Genomic DNA, 23,789 nt, shown 5'->3' on the forward strand with positions numbered 1-23,789 from the left:
AGGAATGGAGTCAGGTTCAATTAATTGTGTTGTATTAACACGCTTTTGGCTGCCGCTTTTCTTGATAGCAACGAAATTCTAATCTACTCCTCACCCGGCCGTGTCGCTGTTTCAGGGTACAGGTCCGGAAAATAGAATGGCAGCGCATCCAGCGGCAGCCCGAAGCGCACCGGCCCGAGGGGGTGTCCGGCGCCACCAGACCAGTCTTGAGCAAGCGCGAGTGCAGCATCTGCGCCACCTTGTCTCCTGGGTCAGTTCGACGCGAGATGATCTGGATGGTGTCGAATCGGATCATAAAACCAATGCCGTACTACACCCAATTAAACCCATTTTCGAGACCTGCCAAAAATACACTCATTTACACTCAAATAGAGTGTGGTGTGCGTATGTCCAAACGCAAGGCCATGGCGGTGGGCGGCTCTACATCCCCATCCGTTCGATCCCCAGTCTGGCAACTGAACCCGCGTCCTCATGACGATTTCTGCGGAGAATAGTCCGATTATTCTCCGCGCATAATGCGGTGAATAACTTGCCTTTGCGGAGAATGAGTCCCATAATCTCCGCATGAATAGCGGAGATTACACTTACGTCTGGCAGGCCAGCGATTGGCCGAGCTGGCACTACGACCTGGCTTCCCTGGCTGGGCCATTGGCTAACGTCAGTCGTGCCCAGGGTCTGCTGCTCGGCCGTTTGGCCGATGTCGGCATGGCCTTGCGGGATCAGGCCAGTCTGGCGGCGTTGACGGAAGACGTGATCAAGACCAGCGAAATCGAAGGCGAGCGACTGGATGCCGGGTCCGTTCGCTCTTCCATTGCCCACCATCTTGGTGTCGACATCGGCGCACTTGCGCCAGTGGATCGCCACGTTGAAGGCGTGGTCGAAATGGTGCTCGACGCTACCGCACGTTGTGATGCCGCGCTGACCAGGGATCGGCTGTTCGGCTGGCATGCCGCCTTGTTCCCTACCGGCTACAGCGGGCTGGCCCAAATCCACGTCGGTGCATTTCGAGATGATGCCAGTGGCCCCATGCAGGTCGTGTCCGGCCCGATCGGCCGCCAGCGGGTTCATTTCGAGGCACCACCGGCCGATCGGCTGGATGCGGAGATGGCGCGCTTTGTCGAGTGGGTCAATGCCAGCACGCCTGACCATCCCATTCTGAAAGCGGGCCTTGGCCACCTGTGGTTTGTCACGCTACATCCGTTTGACGATGGCAATGGCCGTATCGCCCGAGCTATAGGCGATCTGTTGCTGGCGCGTGCCGATGGTAGTCCGCAGCGCTTTTATAGCCTATCGGCACAGATCCAGCGGGAGCGCCGTGATTACTACGACATCCTGGAGCGCACACAAAAGGGTTCGCTGGATGTGACGCCGTGGCTCAAGTGGTTTCTGGAAAATCTGGCGACGGCAGTCAATACCGCGCAGCACACACTGGATGCTGTGCTTGCCAAGACACGCTTCTGGCAGCGCTGGGCCACCACGCCGTTGAACGAGCGGCAAGTAAAACTGCTCAATTGCTTGCTGGATGGCTTTGAGGGCAAGCTGAACAGCAGCAAGTGGGCGTCCATTGCCAAGTGCTCGCCGGATACCGCCCTGCGCGACATCAATGAGCTGCTGGCCCTTGGTGTGCTGCGCAAGTCTGCGGCAGGTGGGCGCAGTACCAGCTATGAACTGAATGAATAGTTTCCGAGTGGACAATGTGGTCAGGTGCCTGGTCCACAGGCTTTCACAGAACACCCCGCGAACACGCGGGAACTGACGCGAGCAGGCAAGAAAAAACCCCAACCGAGAACGGTTGGGGTTTTGTTATTGGTGGAGGCGGGGGGGATCGAACCCCCGTCCGCAAGCACTCTACAGACAGTTCTACATACTTAGTCCGGTAATTTGGATTTAACCTGCTTCACGCCCACCGAACAGGCTGGAAGCCAGCGAGTTGCCTTGGTTTTAACCTTGTCCAAAGCAACCCTGAACAAGGCGATCATACTGAGATTACCCTACTGCCAGTTGCCTGGCCCAACTCGTATGCTAGCTGGTGTAGGGTCTGGCGCAATTAAGCGGCCAGAGCGTAAGTTTCGTCGTTTGCAGTTAAACGATTTCGGATTGTATTTACGAGGTAGTCCGTCCTCGGTATGCCCTGTTCTGCTTTGCAACCCACGTCGAAGCCAGGTCGCCCCCAGATTTACTGCTTTGCTGCTGTTGCATAGATGGAGCCATCACAGAAAAGTTCAAGCCCAACGGGGTGAATTGTACACCAATCAGTAGCCCAGATATTCGAGCAGCGCGGTGGGGGTCTGGATGAAGCCGTCTGCGCCCCATTCCAGCGGGTTGTCTTGCGGACCGATGTAGCCGTATTCGGCGATCAGTGCGGGCATGCCGCAGGCATGGGCGGCTGCGACATCGCGTTCGGCGTCGCCGATGTAGACACAGGTCGCAGGCAGTACGCCGATTTCGCGGCAGGCGGCCAGCATGGGCTCGGGGTGCGGCTTGGGGTGGGCGCAGGTGTCGCCGCTGATGATGGTGGCGGCGCGGTCGTCCAGGCCCATTTGCGCCAGCAGCGGTTCGGTGAAGCGCGCGGGTTTGTTGGTGACGATGCCCCACGGCAGGCCGCGCATTTCCAGCTCGTCGAGGAGCTCCATCATGCCGGGGAACAGGGTGCTGAACAGGTTGAGATTTTGCTCGTAGAGTTCCAGATATTCGGCGCGCAGGTCCTGAAATGCCGGATGATCGGGGCTGATGGCAAAGCCGATTTGCAGCAAGCCGACGGTGCCGTGCGAGGCGTAGGGGCGGATCAGTTCCAGCGGCATTTCCGGCAGGCCGTGCATCTGGCGCTGCTGGTTGAGGGCATAGCCGAGGTCGGGCGCGGTGTCCACCAGCGTACCGTCGAGGTCGAACAGGACGGCATTAACCATGGCGGCGGCAGGCGATGGTGTAGTTCACGGCGGTATCGTGTTCCAGCTTGTAGACTTTGGTCAGCGGGTTGTAGGTCATGCCGATGAGGTCGTTCACGGCCAGCCCGGCGCTGCGTGCATAGCGCGACAGTTCGGATGGCTTGATGAAGCGGGCGTAATCGTGGGTGCCACGCGGCAGCAAATTGAGCACGTATTCCGCGCCAATGATGGCGAACAGGTAGCTTTTCGGGTTGCGGTTCAGGGTGGAGAAAAACACCCAGCCGCCCGGTTTGACCAGCTCGGCACAGGCACGCACCACGGATTCCGGATTGGGTACGTGTTCGAGCATTTCCATGCAGGTGACCACATCGAAACTGGCCGGGAGTTGCGCCGCCAGCGTCTCTACCGCGATGCATCGATAATCGACACTGGCACCGGACTCGAGCAAATGCAGTTTGGCGACCTTGAGCGATTTTTCCGCCAGATCGATGCCGGTGACGGCGGCGCCGCGCCCGGTCATGCTCTCGGCCAGAATGCCGCCGCCGCAGCCTACGTCGAGAACGGTTTTGCCATCCAGGCTGGCCAGGTGGTCAATATAGTCCAGACGGAGCGGGTTGATTTCGTGCAGGGGCTTGAATTCGCTGTTGGGATCCCACCATTTGTGGGCGAGTGCGCTGAATTTGTCGAGTTCCAGTTGGTCGGCGTTGCTCATGTTGTTCTCTTTCAGTGCGTGATCCGTGATTGCCAGACGTTGGCAGTCAACTTAAGTTCCCGTTCGTCCAGGCTGGTGAGCTGGCGATTGTCGAGGCGCAACTCGCCATTTACCCAGACATGGCTGACCTGTTCGCGCCCCGCAGCGTAAACCAGGGCGGAGATCGGATCGAAGCAGGGTTGGGTCTCGATACCTGATAAATCCACCGCTACGATATCAGCCAGCTTGCCGGGCGCGAGCGAGCCGATGCGGTCGTCCAGTCCCAGGGCGCGTGCGCCGTTCAGGGTGGCCATTTGCAGCGCGGTATGAGCGGGCAGGGCAGCGGCATCACCGGTCACGCCTTTGGCGAGCAGGGCGGCCAGGCGCATCTCGCTGAATAGATCGAGTTTGTTGTTGCTGGCCGCGCCGTCGGTACCGATACCGATGTTGACGCCATGCCCGGCCAGCGTCGCGATCGGCGCAAATCCGCTGGCGAGCTTGAGGTTGGAAGCCGGGCAATGCGCCACGTGGCAGCCTTGTTCCGCCAGCAATGCCTGCTCATCCGGCGTCAAATGTACGCCATGCACCGCGATCAGCCCGGGACCGAGCAGGCCGAGATTTTGCAGCCGTGCCAGCGGACGCAGATTGTGCTGTGCCAGGCTCTGATGGATCTCGTCCTCGGTTTCGTGCAGATGGACATGCACCGGCAAGTCCAGCTGGCTGGCGAAGGTGGCGATTTTTTTGAAGGTTTTATCGCCCACGGTATACGGTGCGTGCGGAGCGAGGGTAAACGACAGCAATGGCTCATCGCGCAGGCGGTCGCGCAGCGCGAAGCCTTTGTTGAGGTAGTCGTCGGAATCGCCCGCATAAGCGGTGGGGAAATCGATCACGATCAGCCCGATAGCGGCGCGCATTCCCGCGTCCAGCGCCGCCTCCGCCACCGCTTCCGGGAAAAAGTACATATCGTTGAAACAGGTGGTGCCGCCGCGCAGCATTTCGGCGCAGGCGATGCGCGTGCCGTCACGCACGAAATCGGGCGACATATGGCGGTTTTCTGCAGGCCAGATGTGAGCTTTCAGCCATTCCATCAGCGGCAGGTCGTCGGAGTAGCCGCGCAACAGCGTCATCGCCGCATGCGTGTGCAGGTTGATCAGGCCGGGGATCAACGCATGGTCGGTGAGCCGGTAGTAGCGCTGTGCCACAAAACGGCGGCGTGCTTCTTCCGTGGGCAGAATGGCGACTATGCGGCCACCATCCACCGCCACGCTGTGATCGGTGAGGACTGCGTCTGACGGTTCGACCGGGATGACCCAGCGGGCTTCGATAAGTGTTTCGACAGGATGAGCGGGGGTTTCGGGCATGATTCAGTAATTGGGCAGGTTCGCCGCACTATAAAGGCAGGCCTGCCGCCTGACAAGGATGGCGAGCGCCAATTTTGCCGGGTGCGCTGCGCATGCTAGAATCGCGGGGTTTCCTTTCTCTTATAAAAACAGACCGATCAATGGAATCTTTCGCTAAAGAAACGCTTCCCGTCAGCCTCGAAGAGGAAATGCGCCGCTCCTACCTTGATTACGCAATGAGCGTGATTGTGGGGCGTGCCCTGCCCGATGTGCGTGACGGCCTGAAACCTGTGCACCGCCGCGTGCTGTTTGCCATGCACGAGTTGTCCAACGACTGGAACAAGGCCTACAAGAAGTCGGCGCGTATCGTCGGCGACGTCATCGGTAAATACCACCCGCACGGCGACACCGCCGTGTACGACACCATCGTGCGCATGGCGCAGGACTTTTCCCTGCGTTATCCGCTGGTCGACGGCCAGGGCAACTTCGGCTCGGTGGACGGCGATAACGCGGCGGCCATGCGTTATACCGAAATCCGCATGTCCAGGATCGCCCATGAACTGCTCGCCGATCTCGACAAGGAAACGGTCAATTTCGGCCCGAACTATGACGGTTCCGAACACGAGCCGCTGATTCTGCCGGCCAAGATACCCAATCTGCTGATCAACGGTTCGTCCGGTATCGCAGTAGGCATGGCGACCAATATCCCGCCGCACAATCTGACCGATGTGTGCGATGCCTGCCTCACTTTGCTGGAGAATCCGGAAACCGATATCGAAGCGCTGATCGATATCATCAAGGCGCCTGATTTCCCCACCGCCGGCATCATTTACGGACTGGTTGGTGTGCGCGAAGGCTACCGCACCGGCCGCGGCCGCGTGGTGATCCGCGCGCGCACCCATTTCGAAGACCTGGACAAGGGCGCCAATCGCCACTCCATCATCATCGACGAGCTGCCCTATCAGGTGAACAAGGCCAACCTGCTGATCAAGATCGGCGAGTTGGTGCGCGAAAAGAAAATGGAGGGCATCTCCGATCTGCGCGACGAGTCGGACAAATCCGGCATGCGCGTGGTGATCGAGCTGAAGCGCGGCGAAGTGCCCGAAGTGGTGTTGAACAACCTGTACAAGCACACGCAGATGCAGGACAGTTTCGGCATGAACATGGTGGCGCTGGTGGACAACCAGCCGCGCCTGTTGAACCTGAAGCAGATGCTGGTGGCCTTTCTGCGCCATCGGCGCGAGGTGGTTACGCGGCGTACCGTATTCGAGCTGAAAAAAGCACGCGAACGCGGCCATATCCTGGAAGGTCTGGCGGTAGCACTGTCCAATGTGGACGAGATCATTGCCTTGATCAAGGCTGCGCCTACGCCGGCTGTCGCCAAGGAAGGCCTGATGGGCAAAACCTGGCGTTCGCAGCTGGTCGAGGAAATGCTGTCGCGCGCAGTGGCCGACGCCAATGCCTTCCGCCCCGAGGGGCTGGCGATCGAGTTCGGTTTCTCCAAAGATGGCTATCGGTTGTCCGACGCGCAGGCGCAAGCCATTCTGGAATTGCGCCTGCAACGCCTGACCGGACTGGAGCAGGACAAGATACTCACCGAATACAAAGAGGTGGTTACCAAAATCGCCGACCTGCTCGATATCCTCGCCCGGCCCGAGCGCATTACCGCCATCATCGTCGAGGAAATCGGCCTGGTGAAGCAGCAGTTCGGCGACAAGCGTCGCTCCGAGATCGTTGTCTACGCGCAGGATTTGAGCGTGGAAGACCTGATCACGCCGCAGGACATGGTGGTGACGCTGTCGCACGGCGGCTATATGAAATCGCAGCCGCTGGATGATTACAGTGCACAAAAACGCGGCGGGCGCGGCAAGCAGGCTGCGCCGACCAAGGAAGACGATTTCATCGAGCGCCTGTTCATTGCCAACAGCCACGACTACATTCTGTGCTTCTCCGATTTTGGCAAGGTGTATTGGGTCAAGGTTTACGAAGTGCCGCAGGGCAGCCGCATCTCGCGCGGCAAGCCTATCGTCAATCTGTTGTCGCTGTCGGAAGGCGAGAACATCAATGCCATCCTGCCGGTACGGGAATTCACGGATAACCGCTTTGTATTCATGGCCACTGCCCGTGGCGTAGTCAAGAAAACCGCGCTGTCCGATTTCTCCAATCCGCGTCGCGCCGGCATCATCGCGGTAGGGCTGGACGAGGGTGATTACCTGGTTGGCGTTGCCCTCACTGAAGGCAATCACGATGTCATGCTGTTCTCGGATGGTGGCAAGGCGGTGCGCTTTGACGAGAACGACGTGCGCGTGATGGGACGCGGCGCACGCGGCGTGCGCGGAATGAAACTTGCGCCAGGGCAGAAGGTCATTTCCTTACTTGTAGCCGAAAACGAGCAGCAGTCGGTACTCACCGCTACCGAAAACGGTTATGGCAAACGCACCAATATTGCGGAATACACCCGTCATGGCCGCGGTACGCAAGGCATGATCGCGATCCAGACGACGCCACGCAACGGCCGTATGGTTGCTGCCACGCTGGTCGAACCGGACGATGAAATCATGCTGATTACCGATGGAGGCGTGCTGATCCGTACCCGCGTCAATGAAATGCGCGAGATGGGGCGCGCGACCCAGGGCGTTACATTGATCAATCTCGACGACAAGCAAAAGCTTATTGGTGTGCAGCGTGTACTGGAACGCGAAGAAGAGGAAGAAGAGTAATTAATCTTAAAAATTAACAACAAATTTTAAGGTATTGATAATGAATCATATTTATAACTTCAGTGCGGGTCCTGCCGTGTTGCCGAAAGCGGTACTTGAACAAGCCCGGGACGAGTTGGTGGATTGGCACGGCAGCGGTATGTCGGTGATGGAAATGAGCCATCGCGGCAAGGAATTCATGGGCATTGCCGCCCAGATGGAAGCCGACTTGCGCGAGTTGATGGGCATTCCGGCCAACTACAAGGTACTGTTCCTGCAGGGTGGTGCGTCTTCGCAATTCGCCATGGTGCCGATGAACCTGCTGCGCGGTAAAGCCGGCATGGATTATCTCAACACCGGCGAATGGTCGAAAAAAGCCATCAAGGAAGCCAAGCGTTACGGTTCTGTCAATGTGGTGGCGAGCAGCGAAGACAAGAACTTCAACTACGCGCCTGCACAGGATGCGTGGAAGCTCGATCCGAATGCGGCCTTTGTGCATTACACGCCGAATGAAACCATTGGCGGCGTGGAAATTTTCTGGACGCCGAAAACCGGCAATGTGCCGCTGGTGGCGGATATGTCGTCCACCATATTGTCGCGCCCCATCGATGTGAGCCAATTTGGCCTGATTTACGCGGGTGCGCAGAAAAACATCGGACCGGCCGGATTGACCATCGTCATTGTGCGCGACGACCTGATCGGTCAGACCGTGGCGGGAACGCCGACCATGTTCGACTACAAGACTCATGTCGACAACGACTCCATGTACAACACGCCGCCGACTTACGCGATGTATATCGCCGGGCTGGTGTTCCAGCTGCTGAAGCGTGAAGGCGGCCTGGCCGAGATGGAAAAACGCAATATTGCCAAAGCCGATTTGCTCTACGGTTATCTGGATGCGACCGATTTTTACGCCAGCCCGGTGGCGCGCGACAACCGTTCGCGCATGAATATTCCATTCACGCTGAAAGACGCTGCACTGGACGAGGCCTTTCTCAAGGGCGCCAAAGAGCATGGGCTGCTGCAATTAAAAGGTCATCGCTCGGTGGGCGGCATGCGCGCCTCCATTTACAACGCCATGCCGATTGAGGGCGTGGCTGCGCTGGTCAACTACATGAAGGCTTTCGAACAGAAAAATGGCTAAAGCTTTTCAAGTCCAGATACTGAACGCCATTTCCAAACAGGGACTTGCACGCCTGCCCGCAAGCTATACCGTGGGCAGCGATGTGGTGCAACCCGACGCGATACTGGTGCGCTCCGCCAACATGCACGAGATGGATATTCCTGCATCGGTGCTGGCGATTGGTCGTGCGGGTGCAGGCACCAATAACATCCCGGTCAAAAAACTGTCCGAGCGTGGCGTACCGGTATTCAATGCGCCGGGTGCGAATGCGAATGCGGTCAAGGAGCTGGTCATCGCGGGCATGCTGATGGGTGCGCGCAATCTGATTCCGGCAATCCGGTTTGTGGAAACGCTCAGCGGCAGCGACGAAGAAATGCACAAGGCGACCGAGGCGGGCAAGAAAGCTTTTGCCGGAACCGAGTTGCCGGGCCGTACACTCGGCGTGATCGGACTGGGTGCGATTGGCTCCCTGGTGGCCGATGCCGCCATCAAGCTCGGCATGAAAGTCATCGGATTCGATCCGGCTATCACCGTTGAAGCCGCCTGGCGTTTGCCTGCCCAGGTCAAAAAAGCCAACAGTGTGGAAGAGGTAGTGAAAGCCGCCGACTTTATTACATTGCATGTTCCGCTGCTGGATGCCACGCGTAACCTGATCAATGCCGAGCGCATTGCCCTGATGCAGCCGGGTACGATACTGCTCAACTTCGCCCGCGAAGGTATTGTGGACAATGGCGCCGCGCTGGCCGGCCTGAAATCCGGGCAACTGCGTGCTTACCTCAATGATTTTCCTGCCAATGCATTGCAAAACCAGGCTGGCGTGGTGTGCCTGCCGCACCTGGGCGCCTCGACCGGCGAGGCCGAGGAGAACTGCGCGGTCATGGTGGCCGAGCAACTGACCGATTATCTGGAAAACGGCAATATCCTCAACGCCGTCAATTTTCCCAATGTGGACATGCCGCGCGAATCGGCCTACCGCGTGGCCATCGCCAACGCCAATGTCCCCAACATGCTGGGCCAGATTTCCACCGCGATGGCGAATGCCGGGCTCAATATTCATACCATGGTCAACAAATCCAGAGGTGAAATGGCTTACACCCTGGTGGACGTGGACAGCAACGTTCCCGATTCGGTTGTAAAAGAATTGTGCGCCATCGCTGGCGTGCTGGCAGTGCGCTATTTGCCTGCAGCGTAACCATGGCTGAAGATTTACAACAATTACGCGCTGCAATCGATGCGCTGGACGTTGAAATTCTCAAGCTGATCAACCAGCGCGCCGCCCATGCCCAAACCATCGGCCGTCTGAAAAACGGCACGGTGTATCGCCCCGAGCGCGAGGCCCAGGTGCTGCGCCGCATCAAGGAGCTTAACCCGGGACCGCTGGCGGATGAAACGGCAGCGCGCCTGTTTCGCGAAATCATGTCGGCCTGTCTGGCACTGGAAAAGCCGCTATCGGTTGCATTTCTTGGGCCATTGGGTACGTTCAGTCAGGCTGCCGCACAGAAGCATTTTGGCCATGCTGCCGTCCCCATGCCCTGCGCATCGATAGACGAGGTGTTTCGCGACGTGGCTTCGGGTAATGCGGACTACGGCGTGGTGCCGGTGGAAAATTCCACCGAAGGCGCCATCAACCGTACCCTGGATTTATTGCAGGATACCCCGTTGAAAATCTGTGGCGAAGTGGCGTTACGCATCCATCAGCATCTGCTGCGCAAAGTACCCGGTCTGGACGATGTTGCGGTGCTGTATTCGCACAGCCAATCGCTGGCGCAGTGCCATGAGTGGCTCAACAGCAATCTCGCCACGGTGCCGTGCGTACCCGTGGCGAGCAATGCCGAGGCAGCGCGTCTGGCAGCAGCCGACCCTGCAGCGCTGGCCATTGCCGGTGATGCTGCAGCCGAACTGTATGATTTGCAGCGGCTGGTGGAAAACATTGAGGATGAACCCAATAACACCACGCGCTTTCTGGTCATCGGCAAGCATGATGCAACGCCTTCCGGTCAAGACAAAACCTCGCTGCTGATGTCTGCGCACAATCGGCCTGGCGCGGTGGTGGAGCTGTTGCAGCCACTTGCGCGCCATGGCGTATCGATGACCAAATTCGAGTCGCGCCCGGCACGCTCCGGCTTGTGGGAATATGTGTTTTTTATTGACCTTGAAGGTCACCGCGAGGAACCGCAAGTTGCTGCCGCACTGGCAGAATTGCAGGATAAAGCCGCGTTTCTGAAAATTCTTGGAGCCTACCCGGTAGGCGTTCTGTAGGTTGTAATAATGAATCTGTGTGATCTTTCCCCGCAATACGTGCGCGCCATTGCGCCGTATCAGCCTGGCAGGCCCATTGCCGAAGTGGCACGCGAACTGGGTCTGGCCGAGCACGATATCGTGAAATTGGCGTCCAACGAAAATCCGCTCGGCCCCAGTCCCAGGGCCCTCGTCGCGATTGAAAACGCGCTGGCCAATATTGCGCTCTACCCGGACGGCAGCGGTTATGATTTGAAGGCAGCGCTTACGCGCAGATTTGGCGTTCCCGCCGAGCAGATCGTATTGGGTAATGGTTCCAACGATATACTGGAACTGGTGGCAAGAGCATTCCTGGCACCCGGCACCTCGGCGGTATTTTCTCGACATGCATTCGCCATCTATGCGCTCGCCACCCAGGCGGCTGGTGCAGAGGGCATAGAAACTGCGGCGCATGATTTCGGCCATGATCTCGATGCCATGCTCGACGCCTTGCGCGCCGACACGCGCGTGGTGTTCATCGCCAACCCCAATAATCCCACCGGAACCTGGCTATCCAATGCGGATTTGCTGGCTTTTCTGCAACGCGTACCGGAAAATGTGATCGTTGTGCTGGACGAAGCCTATGGCGAGTATCTGCCGCAGGACAAACAGTCCGACGCACTGGTCTGGCTGCAGCGCTTTCCGAATCTGGTGGTGAGCCGCACCTTCTCCAAAGCTTACGGCCTGGCCGGTTTGCGCGTGGGTTATGCGCTCACCAGCCGCATGGTGGCGGACATGATGAACCGCGTGCGCCAGCCGTTCAATGTCAACAGTCTGGCGCTGGTTGCGGCGGCTGCCGCACTCGACGACAACGATTTCATCGCACGCAGTTACGCGCTGAACCAGCTCGGCATGCGTCAGATGATCCAGGGCTTGCTGCTGATGGGGCTGGACTACATTCCGTCGTTTGGCAATTTCCTCGCCATCCGCATCGGCAATGCCACGGCCATGTATCGACGTTTGCTGGAGAAAGGCGTGATTGTGCGACCTATCGGCAATTACGCCATGCCCGAATACCTGCGCGTCAGCATTGGTCTGGCCGCTGAAAATACTCAATTTTTGCAGGCGCTGGAAAGCGCACTTAAGGAGCAAGCATGATCGTCGTAATGAGCCCTGAGGCAACGGAATCCCAGATTGACGGGGTGGTAAAAAAAATCAAGGAGTACGGTTGCGATGCCAATATCTCGCGCGGTGTCGAGCGCACGATTATCGGCGCCATCGGCGACGAGCGCAGCATCGATCAGGAACTGATAGACGCGCTGCCCGGCGTGGAGCAATCCATGCATATCGTCAAACCCTACAAGATCGTGGCGCGCGAGTGGCACAAGGAAAATAGCGTCATCGACATCAAGGGTATCAAACTGGGCGGCAATACCATCCAGGTCATCGGCGGCCCATGCTCGGTAGAAACCCAGCAACAGATGGACGAGTCGGCAAAATTCGTCAAGGCAGCCGGCTGTCGCCTGATGCGCGGCGGCGCTTTCAAGCCGCGCACCAGCCCCTACAGTTTCCAGGGCAAGGGCGTGGAAGGGCTGGAAATGTTCCGCAAGGCCGCTGATGCGCAAGGCCTGCCCATCGTGACCGAACTGATGGACGTGCGCATGCTCGATACGTTTCTGGAATGGGATGTGGACGTGATCCAGATCGGCACGCGCAATATGCAGAATTTCGATTTGCTGAAAGAAGTGGGCCACACCAACAAGCCGGTCATCCTCAAGCGCGGGATGTCCGCAACAGTGTCCGAATGGCTGATGGCGGCGGAATACATCGCCGCCGGCGGCAATCACAACATCATTTTCTGCGAGCGCGGCGTGCGCAGTTTCGAGACCTACTATCGCAACATGCTCGACGTGACCGCCATCCCGGTGCTGAAAAAAGAAACTCATTTGCCAGTGATTGTTGATCCTTCTCATGCGGGCGGCAAGGCGTGGATGGTGCCTGCGCTGTCGCGCGCAGCCATTGCTGCGGGCGCCGATGGCCTGCTGGTGGAAATGCACCCCAAACCCTGCGAAGCCTGGTGCGATGCCGATCAGGCGCTGAACCCCGATGAACTGAAGAGCCTGATGATCGAGTTGAAGGGTATTGCCCAGGTGCTGGGCCGGGATATTTAAATGCATTCGCCACGGAGGGCACGGAGTACATGGAGTTTCCTTGGCGATTCTTTCTCTGTGTTCTCCGTGCCCTCCGTGGCTAAAAGGCCTTTTTACACAGCATAGAAAATGACCACGCACATCAACAAACTCGCCATATTCGGTGTCGGCCTGATCGGCGGCTCGGTTGCGCTGGCGTTGAAGCAGGCCGCTGCGGTGGGTGAGGTGGTTGGCGTAGGGCGCAGCCGCGCCAACCTTGATGCAGCACTCAAGCTGGGTATCATCGATCGCATCGCCACTACTGCGGCAGCAGCAGTGCAAGGCGCGGATGTTGTGCTGCTCGCGGTGCCAGTAGGTCAAATGGCTGCGCTGATGCTGGAAATCGCACCGCATCTGGGTGCGGAAACGGTCATTACTGATGCGGGCAGTACCAAGCAGGATGTGGCTGCGCTGATGCAGCAGCACCTCGCTGCGCACCTGCCCAATTGCGTACCCGGCCATCCCATCGCCGGGGCGGAAACCTGTGGAGCCGCAGCCGCCCGCGCTGGCTTGTATCAAGGCAGGAATGTCGTCCTCACGCCCTTGCCGCAATCGAACAAGGCTGCGCTGGAAAAAGTGCGCGCGCTCTGGCAGGCCTGCGGCGCCAAGGTCAGCGAAATGCCCGCCACCCAGCACGATGCCATCTTCGCCACGGTCAGCCATTTGCCGCACCTGCTGGCCTACACGCTGGTGGACATGATCGCCCGTCGCGACAATGCCGACACCCTGTTCAGTTTCGCCGCCAGCGGCTTTCGCGACTTTACTCGTATTGCAGGCAGCAGCCCGGAAATGTGGCGCGATATTGCGCTGGCGAACCGGCAGGCGTTATTAAATGAAATTGAGCAGTATCAGGCCAGCCTGGAACAGATGCGGATAGCTTTGACAGCAGAAGATGCAGCAGCATTGGAAGCGACTTTCAAACGCGCGCAAACGGCACGTGTGCGCTGGTCCGAGGAATAATCGGGCCCGTTTGTATTGCCTTACCCAAGCATTGTCTACATGAACTGATAATGGAATTTCTCGACCTCACTCCACTGATTCGTGCCCGCGGCAGCATTCAGCTACCGGGCTCCAAAAGTATTTCCAACCGCATTCTGCTGTTATCCGCGCTTGCACAGGGCACCACAGAAGTAAAAAGCCTGCTGGATTCCGACGATACCCGTGTGATGCTGGACGCACTTGCCCGGCTGGGGGTGAACTGGACCCGCCAGGGCGATACGCAGGACTATGTTGTACAGGGTGTGGGCGGGGCGTTTCCGGTCAAGCAGGCCGAGTTGTCGCTGGGCAATGCCGGCACCGCGTTCCGCTCGCTGACCGCAGCGTTGGCGCTCTCCGGAGGCGATTACACCTTGAGTGGCGTTGCGCGCATGCATGAGCGGCCGATCGGCGATCTGGTCGATGCCTTGCGCCAACTCGGAGCGCAGATCGAATACCTGGGCAACGCGGATTTTCCGCCGCTGAAAATTGCACCCGCGCACTTGACGGAAACGAATGAAGTGGCGGTGCGCGGCAATGTGTCCAGCCAGTTCTTGACCGGGCTGTTGCTGGCGGCACCCCTTACCGGGAAATCCATCACCATCCGTGTTATCGGCGAACTGATTTCCCGACCCTACATCGAGATTACGCTGAACCTGATGCGTCGCTACGGTGTGGAAGTCCAACGTGACGGCTGGCAAGCCTTCACGGTGCCTGCGGGCCAGGTTTATCGCAGCCCCGGTACAATCTATGTGGAAGGCGACGCCTCTTCGGCATCGTATTTCCTCGCCGCCGGGGCCATCGGCGGGGGTCCGGTTCGGGTGGAGGGCGTAGGCAGCGCCAGCATTCAGGGTGACATTCGCTTTGCCGAGGCGCTGCAGCAGATGGGCGCAAGTATTACGATGGGCGAGAACTGGGTGGAAGCATCTTCTCAGGGTTGTCTGCACGGCATCGACGCAGATTTCAATCATATCCCCGATGCCGCGATGACCATCGCTGTGGTCGCTTTGTTTGCACAGGGGCCTACCACGCTGCGCAATATTGGCAGCTGGCGGGTGAAGGAAACCGACCGCATTTACGCTATGGCAACGGAGTTGCGCAAGGTTGGGGCCATCGTCGAGGAAGGTGCAGATTACCTGCGCGTGACGCCACCCATGCAGCTGCAACCCGCAACCATTGATACCTACGACGATCACCGCATGGCGATGTGTTTTTCGTTAGTGACACTGGCCGGCGTGGCGATGCGAATTAACGACCCGAGGTGCGTGAACAAGACATACCCGGGATATTTCGATGCGTTTGCCAGCATCACCCAGCGCGCAGACATCCCGGTTATAGCGATTGATGGGCCGTCTGCTTCGGGCAAGGGCACGGTCGCAGCCCTGGTTGCGCAGGCGCTGGGTTTCCATTATCTGGACAGTGGGGCGTTATACCGCCTCACTGCACTGGCGGCGCAAAAGCACGCCATTGCTCTGGATGATGAGGCCGCATTGGCGCAGCTCGCGCGTAATCTGAAGGTGCGTTTTGACAGGAATGAAATCTGGCTGGACGACGAGCGGGTGAGCGATGAATTGCGCACGGAAATAATCGGGAATGGCGCGTCCAAAGTGGCGGCACTCCCTGCGGTGCGCAGCGCCTTGCTGGAACGCCAGCATGCCTTCCGTCTGGCGCCTGGGCTGGTAACCGACGGGCGCGATATGGGTTCGGTGGTGTTCCCCGATGCTGCGGTTAAAATATTTCTTACCGCCAGCGCCGAAGAACGCGCACAACGTCGCTATAAGCAGTTGATGGAAAAAGGATTCAGTGCTAATCTTACAAACTTGCTTGAGGAATTACGCGAGCGCGACGCACGAGATGCGGCGCGCAGCATAGCCCCACTCAAGCAAGGCGCGGATGCCACCCTGCTGGAAACCACGCACCTGACCATCGACCAGGCAGTCGCCAGCGTGCTGGCTAGCTACCAGGCCAGGCAGTCCGGGCAAGGTGTCTGAACCCGATAATCGGGTTTGGACTTTGTTAATAATGAACCCCGCATTTCATCGCGGATTTTTAGGCCTTTACTTTTCATGACGTCTACTGCTTCTTCCTCTACCACCGAACCCAGTTTCGAAAGCTTTGCCGCCCTCTTTGAAGAGAGCTTGACGCGCCAGGAATTGCGCGCGGGTGAAGTCATTACCGCCGAAGTCGTGGCGATTGACGATAATTTCGTTACCGTAAATGCCGGGCTGAAATCCGAAAGCCTGATTGCTACTGAAGAATTCCGTGATGACCACGGTGAACTGGAAGTCGCGATAGGCGATTTCGTCAGCGTGGCCATTGAAATGCTCGAAGACGGCTATGGTTCGACCAAGCTGTCACGCGACAAGGCCAAACGTCTGGCCGCCTGGATCAGCCTGGAGAAATCCATGGAAGACGGCGAAATCGTCACCGGCATGGTGAATGGCAAGGTCAAGGGCGGTCTGACTGTGATGGTGAACGGCATCCGTGCCTTCCTGCCCGGTTCGCTGGTGGATATCCGCCCGGTCAAGGACACTGCGCCGTACGAAAACAAGGAAATGGAATTCAAGGTCATCAAGCTCGACCGCAAGCGCAACAACGTGGTGGTATCGCGTCGCGCCGTGCTGGAACAGAGCATGGGTGCCGATCGCCAGGTATTGATGGACAGCCTCAAGGAAGGCGCCATCGTCAAGGGCGTAGTCAAGAACATCACCGACTACGGCGCATTCGTGGATCTGGGCGGCATCGACGGCCTGTTGCACATCACCGACATGGCCTGGCGCCGTGTCAAGCATCCATCCGAAGTGGTGCAGGTGGGCGACGAAGTAGAAGCCAAGATCCTCAAGTTCGACCAGGAAAAAAACCGCGTTTCGCTGGGCATCAAGCAATTGGGCGACGACCCATGGAGTGGTCTGTCACGTCGCTACCCCACCGGCACCCGCATGTTCGGCAAAGTGGCCAATCTGACCGACTATGGCGCGTTCGTGGAAATCGAGCCGGGTATCGAAGGCTTGGTGCACGTGTCCGAAATGGACTGGACCAACAAGAATGTGCATCCTTCCAAAGTGGTTCAATTGGGCGACGAAGTGGAAGTCATGGTGCTTGAGATCGACGAAGAGCGCCGCCGTATCTCCCTGGGCATGAAACAGTGCAAGTCCAACCCCTGGGATGATTTCGAAATGAACCACAAGAAGGGCGATAAAGTGAGCGGCCAGATCAAGTCGATTACCGACTTCGGCGTGTTCATTGGTCTGCCTGGCGGCATCGATGGTCTGGTGCACCTCTCCGATCTGTCCTGGAGTCAGCCTGGCGAAGAAGCAGTGCACAACTTCAAGAAAGGCGATGAAGTGGAAGCCATGGTGCTGGCCATCGACGTGGAACGCGAGCGTATTTCGCTGGGCGTGAAACAGATGGAAGGCGACCCGTTCAACAATTACGTGTCTGCTTTTGACAAGGGCAGCATGGTCAAGGGTACGGTCAAGTCCATGGATGCCAAAGGCGCCGTGATCCAGCTGGCGGATGAAGTCGAGGGTTACCTGCGTGCTTCCGAGCTGTCGCGTGATCGTGTGGAAGACATCCGCACCCACCTCAAGGACGGCGACGAAGTCGAGGCCATGATCATCAACGTTGATCGCAAGAACCGCAGCATTAACCTTTCGGTGAAAGCCAAGGATAACGTTGAACAGACCGAAGCGCTGCAAAAGCTGGCGGGTGATCAATCCGCAAGCACAGGGACGACAAGTCTGGGTGCGCTGTTGAAAGCCAAGCTTGATAATAAAAACCTCGAGTCCTGAAAGGCGTGTTCATGACCAAGTCGGAGTTGATTGTGCGGCTAGCCGCACGCTATCCCCAGTTGGTCGTTACCGACGCTGAACTGGCGGTCAAGACCATACTGGATGCGGTTTCAAAAAGCCTGGCGGAAGGCGAGCGGATCGAAATCCGCGGGTTTGGCAGCTTTAGCCTGAACTATCGCCCCCCCCGTTTGGGACGTAATCCAAAAACCGGTGAGAAGGTGGCGGTACCCGAGAAATACGTGCCTCACTTTAAAGCGGGAAAAGAGTTGCGTGAGCGCGTGGATCGCAAGGAAGTTTGAGTTTGATAACTCAAGGAGTTTGTCAGTGAATGGTTTAAGCCGGTGTTAAATTATTCAAAGACAGGCTAAAAAACGGCATGTCGTGAGACATGCCGTTTTTTTATGTTCGAAGCGGAGTGCAAAGGTTAAAATCAGGCATTGCCGATGAGCAGGGGAAATTGATGCGTTATCTTGGGTGGGTCGTGAAGGGTTTTTTGTTCATTTTGCTGCTTGGGTTTGCAGTAAAAAACAGCGATGTAGTGACCCTGACTTACTATCTCGGTTATCAATGGCAGGCCCCCCTGGTGCTGATCATATTGATGTTTTTTGTGGCGGGCGCAGCAGTAGGCGTCGCTGCATGTATGGGATATCTGTTTCGGCAACGCCGTGAACTGACGCGTTTGCGCAAGGAAGTCCAGGCCAGGCAAATTGTCTTGCCTGATGAAATATAGCCAAATTAATCGAGCGCACAAAAATAATGGAATTTGAACTTTGGTGGCTACTGGCCTTGCCGCTTTTTTTTGGATTGGGATGGCTTGCCGCGCGCGTGGATATTCGCCACGCGATGAGCGAATCGCGCAGCCTGCCCGCATCGTATTTCAAGGGGCTTAATTACCTGCTCAACGAGCAGCCTGACAAGGCCATCGAAGCATTTATTGAAGTCGTCAAAGTGGACAGCGATACTGTGGATTTGCACTTTGCGTTGGGAGGGCTGTTTCGTAAACGCGGTGAGGTGGAACGCGCCATACGCATGCACCAGAATCTGGTCGAGCGCGATGATTTGCCGAATGAGCAAAAACTCAAGGCGCTGTCCGAGTTGGGACAGGATTACCTCAAGGCGGGAATTCTCGATCGCGCCGAGACTATCTTTAATCAGTTGGAGCAAACAACGTACGCTGCTGAAGCGCGCCAATTCCTGCTGGAAATTTACGTGCAGGTGAAGGACTGGCACAAGGCGATTGCTGCCGCACGCGAGCTCGCGCCGATTTCCAGTAAACCGTATCACATAGAAATCGCGCATTATTTTTGCGAACTCGCAACCATCGAAAACGTTCACGGTAATCCGGAAGCTGCGCGTGCATACCTTGCTGAGGCATTAAACGTTAACCGCAACTGCGTACGTGCCAACATGTTGCTGGGTGAAATTGAAGCCACAAGTGGTGCGCATGAAGCGGCCATCGCATTATGGAAACGCGTAGAGGCGCAGAGTGGCGCCCATTTGACGCTGATCACCGATCGCTTGATGGATTGCTATCGCACGTTGGGGCGCGAAGAAGAAGGATTGGCGTGGTTACGCGCCGCCTTGGCCCGGCATCGCACTTTCGAGCTCTTCAACGCTGTTTTCGCCGGCACCCTTAAAATTCAGGGTGCGGAAGCCGCCTACCAACTGGCACAGGAAGAGTTGCGCCGCAGTCCGAGCCTGCGCGGTCTGGATCGCTATCTGGAGGCCGAGTTGCTGGACGCGCCGATGGAGCGGCGTCAGGATCTGCAAATCATCAAGGGCCTGGTGTACAGCTACAGTCAGCGCCAATCCATGTATCAATGCGAAAAATGCGGTTTCAAGGCACGCAGCTTTTTTTGGCATTGCCCGGCATGCGGCAGCTGGGATAGTTTTCCGCCGCAGAAAAGGGAAGAATGAACGATCCGAAAATCATTGTTGCGCTGGACTACCCGAACGCCGACAGCGCCATGGCGCTGGTCGCCCAACTCGATCCACAGCTATGCCGCCTCAAGGTCGGCAAACAATTATTCACCGCGGCAGGTCCCGGATTGGTGGAATCGCTTGCCAACAAGGGATTTGCGGTGTTTCTCGACCTCAAGTTCCATGATATCCCCACCACTGTAGCCCTTGCCTGCAAGGCGGCGGCAAACCTCGGGGTGTGGATGATGAATGTCCATGCCCTGGGCGGAAGCAGCATGCTGCGCGCTGCGCGTGAGGCGCTGGGAGAGTCTGCGCAGCGCCCGCTGCTGATTGCGGTGACTCTGCTTACCAGTATGAGCGAAACTGATATGGTCGAAATTGGTCTTACCGGCAGCCCGCAGGATGCGGTATTGCGCCTGGCGTCACTGACCCATGCTGCAGGGCTGGACGGCGTGGTCTGTTCGGCGCAGGAGGCAGCCCTGCTCAAGCAGACGCTCGGTCAGTCGTTCTGTCTGGTCACTCCCGGCATACGTCCGGCTATGGCTGCGCTGGGGGATCAGCAACGCGTCATGACGCCGGTTGCTGCGCTGGCAGCGGGTTCGGATTATCTGGTAATTGGTCGGCCGATTACCCATGCGGCAGATCCACTCAAGGCTTTGCAAAACATTCACACTGAAATATCAAACGAGGAGAACCCATGAAAGTCACTGTCATCGGAACAGGCTATGTCGGCCTAGTAAGCGGAACCTGTCTGGCTGAAGTCGGCAATGATGTGTTGTGTCTGGATGTAGACGCCAAGAAAATCGCCATCCTGCAGGGCGGAGGCATTCCCATTTACGAGCCCGGTCTGGAAGATATGGTGAAACGCAACGTGGCTGCCGGCCGTTTGCACTTTACCACTGATATCGAAGCGGCCGTGCATCACGGCGCTATCCAGTTTATCGCTGTGGGCACACCGCCCGACGAGGATGGCTCTGCCGATCTGCAATATGTGGTCGCTGCCGCGCGCAACATCGGCAAACACATGACCGAATACAAACTGGTGGTGGACAAATCCACTGTGCCAGTAGGCACTGCCGATAAAGTACGGGCAGCGTTGCAGGAAGAACTCGACGGACGCGCATCAAAACTGAAATTCAGCGTTGCTTCCAATCCGGAATTCCTCAAGGAAGGCGCTGCCGTAGAGGACTTCATGCGCCCGGATCGCATCGTTATCGGTACCGATAATGAAGATGCCACGCAAATGATGCGTAACCTGTATGCCCCGTTTCAACGCAACCGCGAACGTCTCATCAGCATGGATATCCGTTCGGCGGAACTGACCAAATACGCCGCCAATGCGATGCTGGCGACGCGTATTTCGTTCATGAACGAGCTCGCCAATCTGGCGGAAAAACTCGGTGCGGACATCGAAAACGTGCGTCACGGTATTGGCTCGGACCCGCGTATTGGCTATCACTTCCTCTATCCCGGTTGCGGCTACGGCGGTTCGTGCTTCCCCAAAGACGTGCAGGCACTGCGCCGTACTGCGGGCGAATACGGCGCGCCGATGCACGTCATCGATGCGGTGGAAGTCGCCAACGATGCGCAAAAGCACGTGCTGCTGGACAAGATCATTGCCCGTTTCGGCAATGATCTGCACGGCAAGACCTTTGCTGTCTGGGGGTTGGCATTCAAGCCCAATACCGACGACATGCGCGAGGCTCCCAGCCGCGTACTGATGGAAGGTTTGTGGGAACGTGGCGCCAAAGTGGTTGCACACGATCCTGCAGCGACGCATGAAACCCATCGTATTTATGGCGATCATCCGCAATTGCAGCTGGTTGATACCCCCATGGCGGCTTTGCAGGGCGCGGATGCGCTGGCGATTGTGACCGAGTGGAAAGTATTCCGCAGCCCCGATTTCTGCGCCGTAAAAGCCGCATTGAAGACCCCGCTGATTTTCGATGGCCGCAATCTGTACGACCCGGCCAGCATGCGTGAGGCAGGCTTCGAATACCTTGCCATCGGCCGCCAATGAAACTGGATCAGCTTTTGGGAGGCGCGCGCATCCTCGTTGTTGGGGATGTCATGCTGGACCGCTACTGGTTTGGCGATGTGGCGCGGATTTCGCCCGAAGCGCCGGTGCCGGTAGTCAAGATCAACCGTCAGGAGGAGCGCCTGGGCGGTGCCGCCAACGTGGCACGCAATGCCGCAGCGCTGGGCGCAAACAGCACGCTGTTGTCGGTGGTCGGCGCCGACGAAGCGGGTGCTGCCGTCGCCCGCTTGCTGCAGGCGGATGGCATCCACGCCAGCCTGCACCAGGACGCCACGCTGGCGACCATCATCAAACTGCGCGTCATCGGCCGTCAGCAACAATTGCTGCGCATAGATTTCGAAACGCCGCCCAGCGATGCCGTGCTGGCCGACAAACTGGACCGTTTCCACGCCATGCTGGCGGATTACGCGCTGGTGATTTTGTCCGACTATGGCAAAGGCGGGCTGACGCATATTGAAGCCATGATTGCCGCTGCCAACGCGCGCGGGGTGCCGGTGCTGGTCGACCCCAAAGGCGACGACTATGCGCGCTACCGCAATGCCACCTTGCTTACTCCCAACCGCAGCGAATTTCGCGAAGTGGCGGGGAGTTGGAAAAGCGAGAACGAATTTCGTGCCAAGGCCGAAGCGCTGCGCCTGGAGCTGAACCTGAAAGGTCTGCTGATTACCCGTAGCGAGGAGGGCATGACCCTGTTCACGGCCGAGGGCGTGTTCCACCAGGCGACCGAAGCACAGGAAGTGTTTGACGTCAGCGGCGCCGGCGATACCGTGATTGCCACGCTGGGCGTCATGCTGGCGGCCGGGTTGACACTGGAAGAGTCCGTCACCTGGGCCAACCGTGCGGCCGGCATCGTGGTCGGCAAGCTGGGTACGGCGGTGGTGCATCCGCAAGAACTGTTCATTGAAGACAAGGAATAAGCATGTATTACGTTGTGACTGGTGCAGCCGGTTTTATCGGCGCAAACATTGTCAAGGCGCTGAATGAGCGCGGCATCACCGATATCATCGCGGTGGATAACCTCAGCAAAGCCGACAAATTCAGGAATCTCACCGACTGCGAAATTGCGGATTACCTGGATAAAAACGAATTCCTCGAACTCATCCACTCGGAAGCGCTGGATGGCGAGGTGGCGGCGGTGTTCCACGAAGGTGCGTGTTCCGACACCATGGAAACCGACGGCCGCTACATGATGGAAAACAACTACCGCTATTCCATGGATCTGCTGAATTTCTGCCAGGATAACGACGCGGCTTTCCTGTATGCCTCGTCGGCCTCGGTGTACGGCGCCGGTAGCGTGTTCAGCGAACAGCGCGCGCACGAATCGCCGCTCAATGTCTACGGCTATTCCAAGTTCCTGTTCGACCAGGCGGTGCGACGCATGTGGCACGACAGGACGGCGCAGATTGTCGGTTTCCGCTATTTCAACGTGTACGGCCCGCGCGAGCAGCACAAGGGACGCATGGCCTCGGTGGCCTTCCACTTCTTCAACCAGTACAGCGCCCACGGCAAGGTGAAACTGTTCGAAGGTTGCGACGGCTACGCCAACGGCGAGCAGCGCCGCGACTTTGTTTCCATCGAAGATGTCGCCAAGGTCAACCTGTGGTTCCTCGATCACCCGGAGCAGTCCGGCATTTTCAACCTCGGCACCGGCCGCAGCCAGACCTTCAACGATGTCGCGGTCGCTGTCATCAACACCTGTCGTACCCATGCAGGCGAAGCGCCGCTGGATCTGGCTACGCTGCAAGCGCAGGGCATTATTGAATACATGGATTTTCCCGAAGCGCTCAAAGGCAAATACCAGAGCTTCACCCAGGCCGATATTTCCGCGCTGCGCCAGGCCGGCTACGACGCACCGCTGCTGACTGTGGAACAGGGCACGGCGCGTTATGTCGAGGTGTTGCGCGCCAAACAGGGGATGTAG

The 23,789-nt window shown here is 57.9% G+C and carries 20 protein-coding genes and 1 other RNA gene; 17 read left to right on the top strand and 4 right to left on the bottom strand.

The window, feature by feature from the left end; translation table 11 throughout:
- The first annotated feature begins 564 nt into the window (after positions 1–564).
- Positions 565–1,680, top strand: coding sequence for a Fic family protein (locus EI185_RS03940; protein WP_124703831.1), 1,116 nt, complete (start codon positions 565–567; stop codon positions 1,678–1,680).
- A 127-nt stretch (positions 1,681–1,807) separates the two neighbouring features.
- Here EI185_RS03940 and ssrA read toward each other — a convergent pair.
- From ssrA to EI185_RS03960, 4 genes are all read right to left on the bottom strand, one after another.
- Positions 1,808–2,172, bottom strand: a transfer-messenger RNA (tmRNA) gene (gene ssrA / locus EI185_RS03945).
- Positions 2,173–2,252: 80 nt separating this feature from the next.
- Positions 2,253–2,906, bottom strand: a complete 654-nt coding sequence (locus EI185_RS03950; RefSeq protein ID WP_124703832.1) for an HAD-IA family hydrolase — start codon at positions 2,904–2,906, stop codon at positions 2,253–2,255.
- On the bottom strand, positions 2,899–3,597 hold the full coding sequence (ubiG, locus tag EI185_RS03955; RefSeq protein ID WP_124703833.1) for a bifunctional 2-polyprenyl-6-hydroxyphenol methylase/3-demethylubiquinol 3-O-methyltransferase UbiG: 699 nt from the start codon (positions 3,595–3,597) through the stop codon (positions 2,899–2,901). The genes EI185_RS03950 and ubiG overlap by 8 nt, the downstream gene beginning before the upstream one ends.
- Positions 3,598–3,608: 11 nt before the next feature.
- Positions 3,609–4,937: a TRZ/ATZ family hydrolase gene (locus EI185_RS03960; protein WP_124703834.1), complete on the bottom strand. Its 1,329-nt coding sequence runs from the start codon at positions 4,935–4,937 to the stop codon at positions 3,609–3,611.
- A gap of 140 nt (positions 4,938–5,077) precedes the next feature.
- On the opposite strand from EI185_RS03960, the gene gyrA reads away from it, so the two are divergent.
- The 16 genes from gyrA (at position 5,078) to rfaD (ending at position 23,789) form a co-directional block, all read left to right on the top strand.
- The gene (gyrA, locus tag EI185_RS03965; protein WP_124703835.1) at positions 5,078–7,636 is read left to right on the top strand and encodes a DNA gyrase subunit A; all 2,559 of its coding nucleotides are present in this window, start codon (positions 5,078–5,080) and stop codon (positions 7,634–7,636) included.
- 40 nt (positions 7,637–7,676) lie between these two features.
- Entirely contained in the window at positions 7,677–8,759 is a 1,083-nt protein-coding gene (gene serC, locus EI185_RS03970) for a 3-phosphoserine/phosphohydroxythreonine transaminase (protein ID WP_124703836.1), read from the top strand.
- A complete protein-coding gene (locus EI185_RS03975; RefSeq protein ID WP_124703837.1) occupies positions 8,752–9,930 on the top strand; it encodes a phosphoglycerate dehydrogenase in 1,179 nt (392 codons plus the stop codon). Before serC ends, EI185_RS03975 begins: the two co-directional genes overlap by 8 nt.
- A 2-nt stretch (positions 9,931–9,932) precedes the next feature.
- Positions 9,933–10,997 carry a prephenate dehydratase gene (gene pheA, locus EI185_RS03980; RefSeq protein ID WP_124703838.1) on the top strand — a complete coding sequence of 355 codons (1,065 nt, stop codon included), beginning with the start codon at positions 9,933–9,935 and terminating at the stop codon, positions 10,995–10,997.
- Positions 10,998–11,006: 9 nt separating this feature from the next.
- The gene (hisC, locus tag EI185_RS03985; RefSeq protein WP_124703839.1) at positions 11,007–12,113 is read left to right on the top strand and encodes a histidinol-phosphate transaminase; all 1,107 of its coding nucleotides are present in this window, start codon (positions 11,007–11,009) and stop codon (positions 12,111–12,113) included.
- Entirely contained in the window at positions 12,110–13,126 is a 1,017-nt protein-coding gene (aroF, locus tag EI185_RS03990; RefSeq protein ID WP_124703840.1) for a 3-deoxy-7-phosphoheptulonate synthase, read from the top strand. Before hisC ends, aroF begins: the two co-directional genes overlap by 4 nt.
- Before the next feature lie 108 nt (positions 13,127–13,234).
- Positions 13,235–14,104, top strand: a complete 870-nt coding sequence (locus EI185_RS03995; protein ID WP_124703841.1) for a prephenate dehydrogenase — start codon at positions 13,235–13,237, stop codon at positions 14,102–14,104.
- 50 nt (positions 14,105–14,154) lie between these two features.
- Positions 14,155–16,110 (top strand): bifunctional 3-phosphoshikimate 1-carboxyvinyltransferase/cytidylate kinase, encoded by a 1,956-nt coding sequence (locus EI185_RS04000; protein ID WP_124703842.1) that lies wholly within the window; start codon positions 14,155–14,157, stop codon positions 16,108–16,110.
- Positions 16,111–16,185: 75 nt separating this feature from the next.
- A complete protein-coding gene (gene rpsA / locus EI185_RS04005; protein WP_124703843.1) occupies positions 16,186–17,910 on the top strand; it encodes a 30S ribosomal protein S1 in 1,725 nt (574 codons plus the stop codon).
- An 11-nt stretch (positions 17,911–17,921) separates the two neighbouring features.
- Positions 17,922–18,209 carry an integration host factor subunit beta gene (locus tag EI185_RS04010; protein WP_124703844.1) on the top strand — a complete coding sequence of 96 codons (288 nt, stop codon included), beginning with the start codon at positions 17,922–17,924 and terminating at the stop codon, positions 18,207–18,209.
- Between the two features lie 89 nt (positions 18,210–18,298).
- Positions 18,299–18,640: a LapA family protein gene (locus tag EI185_RS04015; RefSeq protein ID WP_223247656.1), complete on the top strand. Its 342-nt coding sequence runs from the start codon at positions 18,299–18,301 to the stop codon at positions 18,638–18,640.
- Between the two features lie 26 nt (positions 18,641–18,666).
- Positions 18,667–19,827: a lipopolysaccharide assembly protein LapB gene (lapB, locus tag EI185_RS04020; RefSeq protein WP_124703845.1), complete on the top strand. Its 1,161-nt coding sequence runs from the start codon at positions 18,667–18,669 to the stop codon at positions 19,825–19,827.
- A complete protein-coding gene (pyrF, locus tag EI185_RS04025; RefSeq protein ID WP_124703846.1) occupies positions 19,824–20,531 on the top strand; it encodes an orotidine-5'-phosphate decarboxylase in 708 nt (235 codons plus the stop codon). The genes lapB and pyrF overlap by 4 nt, the downstream gene beginning before the upstream one ends.
- The gene (locus EI185_RS04030) at positions 20,528–21,850 is read left to right on the top strand and encodes a UDP-glucose dehydrogenase family protein (RefSeq protein WP_124703847.1); all 1,323 of its coding nucleotides are present in this window, start codon (positions 20,528–20,530) and stop codon (positions 21,848–21,850) included. The genes pyrF and EI185_RS04030 overlap by 4 nt, the downstream gene beginning before the upstream one ends.
- Positions 21,847–22,785 carry a D-glycero-beta-D-manno-heptose-7-phosphate kinase gene (gene rfaE1, locus EI185_RS04035; protein WP_124703848.1) on the top strand — a complete coding sequence of 313 codons (939 nt, stop codon included), beginning with the start codon at positions 21,847–21,849 and terminating at the stop codon, positions 22,783–22,785. The genes EI185_RS04030 and rfaE1 overlap by 4 nt, the downstream gene beginning before the upstream one ends.
- A 2-nt stretch (positions 22,786–22,787) precedes the next feature.
- Positions 22,788–23,789: an ADP-glyceromanno-heptose 6-epimerase gene (rfaD, locus tag EI185_RS04040; protein WP_124703849.1), complete on the top strand. Its 1,002-nt coding sequence runs from the start codon at positions 22,788–22,790 to the stop codon at positions 23,787–23,789.

Source organism: Sulfuriferula multivorans, assembly GCF_003851125.1.
GTDB lineage: Bacteria > Pseudomonadota > Gammaproteobacteria > Burkholderiales > Sulfuriferulaceae > Sulfuriferula > Sulfuriferula multivorans.